This window comes from Roseateles sp. AC306, assembly GCF_979253795.1.
Window position 1 is genome coordinate 1 of sequence record NZ_CEEDEB010000035.1, and the last position, 9,566, is coordinate 9,566.

9 protein-coding genes are annotated in these 9,566 nt (G+C 69.8%); 3 read left to right on the top strand and 6 right to left on the bottom strand.

What is annotated here, in order from left to right; genetic code table 11:
- Positions 1–209: 209 nt before the first annotated feature.
- The 3 genes from AC0IZJ_RS28185 to AC0IZJ_RS28195 form a co-directional block, all read right to left on the bottom strand.
- On the bottom strand, positions 210–1,403 hold the full coding sequence (locus AC0IZJ_RS28185) for a type II secretion system F family protein (RefSeq protein ID WP_471855553.1): 1,194 nt from the start codon (positions 1,401–1,403) through the stop codon (positions 210–212).
- 81 nt (positions 1,404–1,484) lie between these two features.
- Positions 1,485–1,907, bottom strand: a complete 423-nt coding sequence (gspG, locus tag AC0IZJ_RS28190) for a type II secretion system major pseudopilin GspG (RefSeq protein ID WP_471855555.1) — start codon at positions 1,905–1,907, stop codon at positions 1,485–1,487.
- A 99-nt stretch (positions 1,908–2,006) separates the two neighbouring features.
- Positions 2,007–3,263, bottom strand: a complete 1,257-nt coding sequence (locus AC0IZJ_RS28195) for a TIGR03790 family protein (protein ID WP_471855557.1) — start codon at positions 3,261–3,263, stop codon at positions 2,007–2,009.
- A gap of 581 nt (positions 3,264–3,844) precedes the next feature.
- Between AC0IZJ_RS28195 and AC0IZJ_RS28200 the strand changes: the two genes are divergently transcribed.
- Complete coding sequence (locus tag AC0IZJ_RS28200; RefSeq protein ID WP_471855559.1) at positions 3,845–4,606, top strand: sulfite exporter TauE/SafE family protein; 762 nt, start codon at positions 3,845–3,847, stop codon at positions 4,604–4,606.
- A gap of 36 nt (positions 4,607–4,642) precedes the next feature.
- Positions 4,643–5,461: an HDOD domain-containing protein gene (locus tag AC0IZJ_RS28205; RefSeq protein ID WP_471855560.1), complete on the top strand. Its 819-nt coding sequence runs from the start codon at positions 4,643–4,645 to the stop codon at positions 5,459–5,461.
- Between the two features lie 112 nt (positions 5,462–5,573).
- Here AC0IZJ_RS28205 and AC0IZJ_RS28210 read toward each other — a convergent pair whose 3' ends face one another.
- Positions 5,574–6,587: a GGDEF domain-containing protein gene (locus AC0IZJ_RS28210; protein WP_471855562.1), complete on the bottom strand. Its 1,014-nt coding sequence runs from the start codon at positions 6,585–6,587 to the stop codon at positions 5,574–5,576.
- A gap of 126 nt (positions 6,588–6,713) precedes the next feature.
- Between AC0IZJ_RS28210 and AC0IZJ_RS28215 the strand changes: the two genes are divergently transcribed.
- Positions 6,714–7,421, top strand: coding sequence for a hypothetical protein (locus AC0IZJ_RS28215; RefSeq protein ID WP_471855564.1), 708 nt, complete (start codon positions 6,714–6,716; stop codon positions 7,419–7,421).
- Between the two features lie 165 nt (positions 7,422–7,586).
- Here AC0IZJ_RS28215 and AC0IZJ_RS28220 read toward each other — a convergent pair whose 3' ends face one another.
- Positions 7,587–8,672: a GGDEF domain-containing protein gene (locus AC0IZJ_RS28220; protein ID WP_471855566.1), complete on the bottom strand. Its 1,086-nt coding sequence runs from the start codon at positions 8,670–8,672 to the stop codon at positions 7,587–7,589.
- Positions 8,669–9,566, bottom strand: an 898-nt coding sequence (locus AC0IZJ_RS28225; RefSeq protein ID WP_471855568.1) for a pseudouridine synthase, incomplete at its 5' end; no start/stop codon positions are given. The genes AC0IZJ_RS28225 and AC0IZJ_RS28220, both read right to left, overlap by 4 nt.

A 9,566-nucleotide genomic window follows, 5' to 3' on the forward strand; every position in this document is an offset into this window, starting at 1 on the left:
TGACTTCGCACCCCTTTGTCTGAACGGAGCGTAGCGAAGTGAGTTGGGTGCGGCCCCGGGCTTCGAGCATCGCAGGGAACCCCGCAGGGGCGGTTTTGCAGGGGAGAGCTTTTTGCCTACTTTTTGGCGGCGCAAAAAGTAGGTCGCCCGCCGGGGCGAACTCCCGGCTGGGCCTAGCCAACAAGCCACACCCCCAAAAGACAACCCCATCACTGCACCTGCTCCACCAACTGAAAAATTGGCAGATACATCAACACGATGATCCCGCCGATCAGCACGCCCATGATCAGCATCAGCGCCGGGTTGACCAGCCGCGACAGCAGGTCCGTCAGCCGTGCCGCCTCCTCGTCATGGAAGGCCGCCGCCCGCTCCAGCATCGCTGCGACCTCGCCACTGCGCTCCCCCACCCGCAGCATGCGCCGCGCCACCGGCGTGGCGAGGTCCTGCGAATCAAAAGCCGCCGACAGCCGCTCGCCCCGCTCGATCTGAGCCGCCGCCGCCTGCACCGCGCCACGCCAAGGCGCCGCAACAACATCCACGACGATGCGCAAAGCCGCCAACGCCGGCACGCCCGACGCGAGCAACATCGCCAACGACCGATACAGCCGCGCCAACGCCAGCACCCGCAGCCGCGGGCCGAGGCCAGGCAATGTCCACAACGCCGCCTGCGCCCGCTGCCGCAACGCCGCCTGCTGCAGCAGCGAGAACACAGCAAACCCCAGCGCCGCAATGCCACCGATGACAAGGCCCGGGTGCGCACCCGCCACCTGGCCGAACTCGATCAGCACGCGCGAGGCCCAGGGTAGGTCGGCGCTGGTCTGCTCCAGGATGCCGGCAAAGCGCGGCAGCACGTAAAGCAGCAGGAAGAGGATGACCGCGCCACCCACGCCCAGCAGCATCAGCGGGTAGACCAGCGCCGCCACCAGCCGCGAGCGCAGCGCGTCGACCCAGGCGAGGTAGCGCGCATGCTGGGCCAGCGCCGTGGACAGCTGGCCGGTGCGTTCGTTGGCGGCCACGATGGCGCAGATGAGTTCGTCAAACGCCTGCGGTTGCTCACGCAACGCGGCGGACAGCGGCCGGCCCTGCTCGATCTGCGTGATGACGCTGTCCAGCGCCGACCGCACGCCGGGCTGGCCTTCCTTCTCGCGCAGTGTTTGCAGCGCTTCGAGCAACGCGATGCCGGCGTCCAGCAGCACGCCCAGTTCCTGGCTGAAGAGCTGCAACGGGAAGTTGGCGTTGCGGCGCCAGGCGCGCGCGGACGCTGCAGCGGCCAGTTCGCGGACTTCGAGGACATGCTGAGGCGGCACGCCCAGCACCGCGGCCACGGCGGCGCGGTCGGGCGCCTCCACGCGCTCGCTGCTGACCGCGCCAGCGCGCAAGACGCGGGTTTGGAAAACCGCCATCACCAGCGCCGCGCGGCCGTCCGAAGGCGCTGGTGCGCACCGTCGGGGGGCAGCGAATGCAATTCGCGTGGGGGCTTCATGTCACCAGGAGGTGAGGTCGGCGTCCTCACCCTCGCCGCCCGGGCGGCCGTCCTTGCCGAAGGACAACAGGTCGTATTCGCCGTGTTCACCCGGCGCGCGGTACTGGTAGTCGTTGCCCCAGGGGTCCTTGGGCACGGCCTTGCTGAGGTAGGGCCCGCTCCACTTGGGCTCGTCGGCCGGCTTGGTGACCAGCACCGCCAAGCCCTGCTCGGTGCTGGGGTAGCGGCCCACATCCAGCCGGTACTGGTCCAGCGACTTCTGCAGCGCGTCGATCTGGGCCTTGGTGGCCTTGACCTCGCTCTTGCCAATCTGGCCGAAGAACTTCGGGCCGACATACCCGGCCAGCAGGCCGATGATGACCATGACGACCAGCAGTTCGAGCAGCGTGAAGCCGCGGGCGCGGGCAAGTGGGGAACGGGGCATGGGCGTGTGGTGCTCGGCGGGAGGGCGACTGTTGATCGCCTGGCCGGATGCGGCAATCAGGATTTGACCGACCTGCATTCTGAGGGTCGCGCGTAAAGGTCAGGACGACTGAGCCAGCGTGCAGGCATTCGCCGCGTTGTCCGGGCAGGGTCCCTGCCAGCGGATCTGCACGGCTGCCGCCGGCGCCAGCGGCGAGCGGCCATCGAGCACCTGGCCGCGCACGCCGGTGAAGGTGGCGAGCGACGTCCAGGTGGTGCTGCCACTGAGGCGGTATTGCAGCGCGTAGCGGCTGCCGGGGCGCAGCGAACGCGTCCTGATCTGGTACTCGCCCGCCACGATGGCCAGGCTGGGCGTGTCGCGGAAGGGCTGGGCCAATGGCTCGCCGACGAACAGACCCTGCCCCGGCCACTGCACGGCCTTCCAGTAGGCTTCGATGGCGGTCGCGCCGCGCCAGTAGTGGTCGATCAGCACCGAGGCGCGCGAGAACTTCTGCTGCAGATTGCAGGGCTCCTCCACCGTGCCGTAGCTCGCCGTCGCACCGGCCGTGAGCCAGGCGGTGATCGGCATCTGGCCGGCGGCGCCTGGCAGCAGGCCACCGGCGGAGGTCAGCGTGTCGGCCAGCGCACCGGGGCGGAATTGCAGCGTCGACAGGTTGGCCACGCTGGTCAACCCCGTCAGGTAGAACAGCACGTCGGTTTTTCCGGACAGCGAATTGGCAGTGGCGGCGCCGGCGCTGTGGTCCACGTAGCTGAGCTTGAGTGCGCTGCCCCAGGCGGCGGGCAGCGGCGAGAAATCGGTCCAGCGCACGTTGCGGTCCACGTCCGTCGTACGCACCAGCCAGCCCTCGCCGGCCGGCAAAGTCGCGTCGGCGGCTACACCGCGGTTGATGAGCGCCTGGGCGGCTGCCAGCGTGGTGGCCCCCAGCAGCATGGACGGGCGCAGCTGCAGGTCGGCCCGGGGGCGGCGCGACTCGCTGTCGTACAGCGGCGACGCGGCCGTGTTGGCGCAGGCATTGGCCACGGGCGTGCTATTGCAATAGCGAGTGTCATAGCCCAGCGTCATGGCGCTGGTGATGCCCATGCTGCAGGTGCCGACGACGCGGCTGGGCGCGGCCCAGGCGAACAGCGTGGCCTGCACGCCGGCGGGCAGGCGGGCCTCAATGTCTGATTTAAGCAACGAAAATTCGTCCGCCGAAATCGACGGGCTGGCGGTGTTGACCTTGACCCGGATGAGGTTGCCCGGCGGCACGCCGCGAGCCGCCAGATAGGCCGCGCCGATGGCCTCGCTGACGCCATCGCCCTCGGCCACGATAACCGCCAGATCGGCTGCCGCGAGGCCGCTGGCGGGGAGGGTCAAGGTGAGCGTCTGCCCTATGCCGGAACCACCGGTGTCACCTCCGGGACTTTCTCCCGTCGCGCCCCCGCCGCCACCGCCGCCGCAGGCATTCAGCAGGCTTGAAAGGAGCAGCGGCAGAACGCGAAACAGACAACGCATGCCGGCATTCTCACGCCGGCTGGCGGGCCTTTTTGCGCACACTTTTGGGGCGCAAAATAGCGCTTGCGCACCGCCATCCCGGGGTTTCCCCAGTGCCGTGCACCGAGGCGGGGCAATACATTCTCGTCACTCGACGCGGTTCGGGGCTCCAAGTCCAGAGCCGCCGGGCGGGTTGTGAGGAGACAAGACAGCAAGATTGCTTCGAAACCCCGAAGACAATCGCACCGGCCACCAAGGCACCCCTTGGTGGCCGTTTTATTTTGTGCCCCTCGTCCAGTCCCGCCGCGCTGAACGCGGGCGCGCCTGACCGGTCCCCCGAAGGGACGGCGATGCTCGCGGGGCGTGCCCCGGTCGCACATCGCCAGACGGGCCGGCTTGGGAGTGGCCCGGCGCTCGGCCCGATGGAGGCACGACGGCCGCGTCGCTCGCTGATGGAACCCAACATGCTCGACTTGCTCATCGTCGCCCTCGCCTCGCTGCTCGCGGGCTTCATCGACGCGGTGGCGGGCGGTGGGGGGCTGGTGCTCACGCCGGCGCTGTTCAGCACCTTCCCGAATGCGGTGCCGGCCACGCTGATGGGGTCGAACAAGGCGGCGGCGATCTGGGGCACGGGCTGGGCGACGCTGCAGTATGTGAAGCGCGTCCAGCTGCCCTGGCGCCGCCTGCTGCCGGCCGCCGTGCTGGCGGGCGCGGGCAGCTTCAGCGGCGCCTGGGTGCTGACCCTCGTCAGCGCCGACGGCCTGCGCAAGGCCTTGCCGCTGGTGCTGGCCGCCGTGTTCATCTACACGCTCGCCAGGAAGGACCTCGGCCGCGAGCACAAGCCGCGCTTTGCCGGTCGGGCCGAGGCTTTTGCTGCCGGCGCCATCGCGCTGACCGTCGGCTTCTACGACGGTTTCTTCGGCCCCGGCACGGGCAGCTTCTTCGTCTTCCTGTTCGTGCGCGTGCTGGGCTACGACTTCCTGCATGCCTCGGCCACAGCCAAGCTGATGAACCTGCTGACCAACGCGTTCGCGATCTCGCTGTTCGTCAGCAAGGGCTATATCTGGTGGCACGTCGCGGCGGTGATGGCGGTCACCAACGTCATCGGCAGCCTGGCCGGGACGCGGCTGGCGCTCAAGCACGGCGCAGGTTTCGTGCGCGGCGTGTTCATCACGGTCGTCGGTGCCCTCATCCTCAAAACAGCCTGGGACGCCTTCTTCCGCTGATCTACCATCGAGCATCCCTCAGCGCCTCACTTCACCATGCCCGTCGATCCGCAACTTCGCAACCTGGACATCGAGATCCCGACCCAGCCCGAGGTCCTGGTCAAGCTCTCGCTGCTGATGGCGGCCGAGGACATCGACCTCCAGGCCATGTCGTCGCTGGTCGAAACGGACATGGCACTGGCGGCCGCCGTCATGAAGGCGGTCAATTCATCGCTGTACGGGCTGCGCGGCCGCGTGCAGACGGTGCACCAGGCGCTGACCTACCTGGGCATGCGCGAAGTCGCCGCCATCACCTTCGAGATGGGCCTGCGCGCCGCCTTCCCGGCGGCGACAGAGCTGGAATCCGTATGGGCCCGCGCATCGCAGCGCGGCCTGCTGATGGGCCGCATGGGCCAGATGCTGGGCGTCGACCCCTGGGCTGCGCACTCGGCAGGCCTGTTCGAGGAATGCGGCAAGGCGGTGCTCTACCGCCACGCGCCGACGCACTACCCGGCCATGCTGCGCGCCGCGCCGCGTGACGCCGAACTGGTGGAGCTGGAGAAGACGGCTTTCGGCGTCAGCCACGACGCGCTGGGCGCCGCGCTGTGCGAGAGCTGGGGCCTGGCGCCTGCGGCCGTGGCTAGCGTGCGCCACCACGTCGAGATCCAGGGCACGCTGACCATGCCCGAAAGCCTGGCCCGCCGCAGCGTCGCCGCCATCTCCACCGTGGCCTGGGCGCTGCTGCTCCACCCCGAGCAACTCGACGAGGTGGCCAGCCAGATCGCCCCGCAGGCGCAACTGGACGAGACGCTGGTGCTGCGTGCGGCGCGGCGCGTCAACGAGCAGCTGCTGGCGGCTCAGGAACACGGGCGCTGAAACGGGCCCACCCCCTACCGGCTTCGCCGGCCTCCTCAAGGGGGCGCCGCTGGTGGCCCGGCAAAGCCGCTTCCACGGCGGCCGCTGGAGGAATCGCGGCCTACGGCGCGCTCTAAGCAGCCAAACTCAATCGATCTCTTCCCGCGTGCTTGGCGATGTAGAGCGCCTCGTCGGCCGCCTGCATCAGCGCCTGGGCGCTCAGGTAAGGATGGGCCGGGCTGAGTGCGGCGAGGCCGATGCTCAGCGTCAGGTGGCCCTGCCCGTCGGGCAGCCTCAAGGCGCGCAGGTCTTCGCGCAGCAGTTCCAGCACGCCCTGAGCCTCGGCCATGCCGAAGCCGGGCAGCAGCGCGACGAACTCCTCACCGCCCAGGCGGGCGACGACATCGGTGTCGCGCTTGAAGCGTTCGTTCAACAGCGCGGCAACGCGCTGCAGGGCCGCATCCCCCTCGGCGGGGCCGTGCAATTGATTGAAGCGCTTGAACTCGTCCAGATCCAGCACGGCCAGGGCCAGCAGGCCGCGCTGCCGCTGGGCCCGCTTGAACTCACGGCGCAGCGCCTCGTCGAAGGCATTCGGGTTGGCGATGCCGGTCAGCGCATCGGTGCGGGCCAGGCTGGCCAGCTCGCGCTGGTTGGCTTCCAGTGCGTGATGCGCCTGCTCCAGCAGCAGGCGCTGCTGGGTCAGTTCGCGCCTGAGTTCGCGGGCATTCTGGTCCTGCTGCCACAGCGAGCCGCGGGCGCGGCGCATGGCGTGGCCGATGCGGTCCAGCTCCGCCGCCAGGCCGGGTGCGGGCGTTGCGTCCTCCGGCGTCAGCGGCACGGGGGCCGACTCCATTGCCTCGCAGCCAGCCGCAAGCCGGTGCAGCGGCCGCAGCAGCATGGCCTCCACCAGCAGCAGCAGCGCTGCGCTGAGCAGCAACACCAGCCAGGCCGTGCGGGCCAGCCCCTCGGCCGGCACCGCAAAGCCGCCCACGCTCCACTCGAAGATGGCAACGATGACCGCAGTCAGCAGCGGCACGCACAGGCCCAGGCGCAGTCGCAGGGAACCCAGCCGGCGCGGCATGGCGTCGTGCTGGCCGCCTTGGGCGTCCTGGCCATGCTGGGTTTGGGCAAGGGAATCGGTGGTCATGACAAAAGCGGCTACTGCGAGACAAATTGTCACGGCCGCACCGGCCCCTGTGCAGCTCATGCGATCGGGGTTTGTCAGGGGGTGGGTTTTCATGGCGAAAGCTGGGCCCGACCCTAGAGTCACGGCATGAAAGCCAGCTGTCTGTGCCTCTGGGCCGCGCTCGCGGCGCCCGCCATGGCGGACCCGGGCTACTACCTCGTCACGCCCTATGACCAAGCGGGCCGCGTAGGTACCGAGCTGCGCTACTGGACGGTGAAGGCGCCCGACGAGGCAGCCCAGCTGTGGCCGGAGCTGGGCCTGAGCTATGGCGTCAACACACGCTGGACGACACGGCTGCTGGCGAGCTGGATAGGCACGGGCCGGGCGGACATGACGCTGTCGAGCTGGAACTGGCAGAACGTCGTGCTGCTGACCCAGGGCGAGAAACCGTATGACCTGGCCATCCACGCCCAGCTCATCCGCAACCGTGGCGAGAGCAATGCGCTGGAACTGGGGCCGGCCTGGCAGACCGACTTCGGCGCCCTCAAGCTCAACGCCAACGTGTTCTGGGAGTACGACACCCGCCGCCGCGAGACGCGGCTCAAGCTGCAGTGGCGCGGCCTCTACCGCGCGGCGCCGGGCTGGCGCGTCGGCCTGCTGGGTTTCAGCGAGGTGGGAAAGTGGAACGACTGGGCGCCGCGCGAGCGCCAGTCGCACCGCGCCGGGCCGGCCCTGCTGGCCACGCTGTGGGACGAAGGCCCGGACACGGTGACGCTGAACGCGGCCTTCCTGTTCGGCAAGACCTATGGCGACCGCGGCGACATGTTCACGATGCAGCTGCAGTGGTTGAGGTGAGCCCCTCGCCCAGTCTCACTTCGGCTGAACGCCGGTGAGCCTGGTCGGTCCCCCGAGGGGACGGCGATGCTCCCGGCATCGAGCCGCGAGCACATCGCCAGACGGGCCGGCTTGGGAGCGGCCCGGCGCTCGGCCCCAACACTTCGTTTCGCGTCGAAGGTCGCGTCAGGCGGCCTCGCTCGCCGTGTCCGCGACGGTGCGGTTGCGGCCCGCGCGCTTGGCGTCGTAGAGCGCCCGGTCGGCCGCGCTCAGCAGCTCGGCAAAGCTCACCGCGCCGGCCGGCAGCATGGCCAGGCCCGCCGAGAGCGTCGCGCTGACGCTGCCGCCCTCGGGCGTCACGAAGGGCGCGTCCTGCACCATCGTGCGGATGCGTTCGGCCACCTCGCGCGCGCCGGCCAGGTCGGTGCGGGGCAGCAGCACGACGAATTCCTCGCCGCCGTAGCGGGCGGCCAGGTCACCGGTGCGCAGTGAGCGCAGGATGAGGCCGCCGACCTGGCGCAGCACCTCGTCGCCGGCCGGGTGCCCGTGGCCGTCGTTGATGGCCTTGAAGTGGTCGATGTCCAGAAACAGGCAGGCCAGCGGATAGCGGTGGCGCACCGCCTGGCTGAACTCGATGAGGCTGCGGTGATCGAAGTAGCGGCGGTTGTGCACGCCGGTCAGGCCGTCGGTCATGCCGGCACGGCGCAGACGCTCGCGGTTGAGCATGCTCTCGATGGCGATCGCCGCGATCGAGGCGAGGCGGTCCAGGAACTTGGTGCCCGAGACGGCGTCGTAGCGCTCGGGGTCGCGCGCGCCGAAGTGCAGGCTGCCGATCAGCAGGCCTTGCCGGATCAGCGGCAGCAGCGCCGCCGAGCGCACCGGCGTGCCGTCACCGAAGGCCCTGGCCAGCAATTCCTCGCCGTGGCCCGGGCCGATGAGGCGGGTGGTGCGCGCGCCGCCGAAGATGTCCTTCAACGGACCGTGGTTGTCCAGCAGCTGCGGCGCGCTGGCCATGGGCAGGCTGGGCAGCGCGCGGCTGAGCTCGCCGTCGGGATCGAGCAGCCAGAGTTCGGCGGCGTCCAGGCCGAAGTCGGTACGGCATTCGACAAGCAGCAGGTTGACCAGCTCTTCCATCGACTCGACCGCCATCAGGCGCCGCTCCAGCGCATCGAAGCGGTCCAGCTTGCGCTCATTGGCCGTGGCGGCTTCGAGCAGCGATTGCAGCTGGCGGCGCAGCGCCTGGACCTGGGCTTGGGAGTCGGCAGCGGTCATGTGGCGGCGATTGTCGTGGTGGTGCGAAAAAACCGGCGCGCGGCGCCGGTGATCGGGTCGGTGAACGCAATCTCGCGCGCAATGAGTTGCAGCGGCGCGTCGAAGCGCGGCGGGTTCTCATGTGGCTGCAGCAGCGGATAGACGCGGTCCCCAGCGATGGGCAGACCCAACGCGTTCATCTGCACGCGCAGCTGATGGCGCGCGCCCGTGTGGGGGCGCAGTTCATAGCGCGCCAGACCGCCAGGCAGGCGCTCGACAAGGTCGATGTGCGTCTCGGCATTGGGTTCGCCGTCGACGACCTGCATCTGCAGAAACTGCTCCATGTCGGGCTCGACAAGGCGGTGCCGCACGACACGCGGCCAGGGGCCTTCGCTCCACGGCGCGACGGCGTCGTAGACCTTCTCGACGGCACGCTCGCGGAACAGCCGGTGATAGGCGTCGCGCTCGGCCGGCTTGACGCAGAAGACGACCAGGCCGGCCGTCTCGCGGTCCAGCCGGTGCACGGGGATGAGGTCGTGCAGCCCGGTGCTGTGGCGCAGCCGCGCCATCAGCGTTTGCCGGGCGTAGATGCCGCTGGGCGTGACGGGCAGGAAGTGCGGCTTGTCGGCCACCAGCAGGTGCTCGTCCTGGAAGACGATGCGCTCCGCGAAGGGCACGACGGGCTCGTCCGCCAGGTAGCGCCAATAGAAGACGCGGCGGTTGGGGACGTAGCCCGTGGCCGTGGGCAGGCCCGCCTCGTCGACGACATCGCCGCGCGCCAGGCGCTCAGGCCAGTCGGCCACGCGCGGCAGGCGTTCATTCAGGAAGGCCGTCAGCGTGGGCCAGGGGCCGGGCGGGCAGAACACGGCGCTGGCGGCCACGCCGTCACGCAGGGGCAGCGCGGGCTTGGGGGGG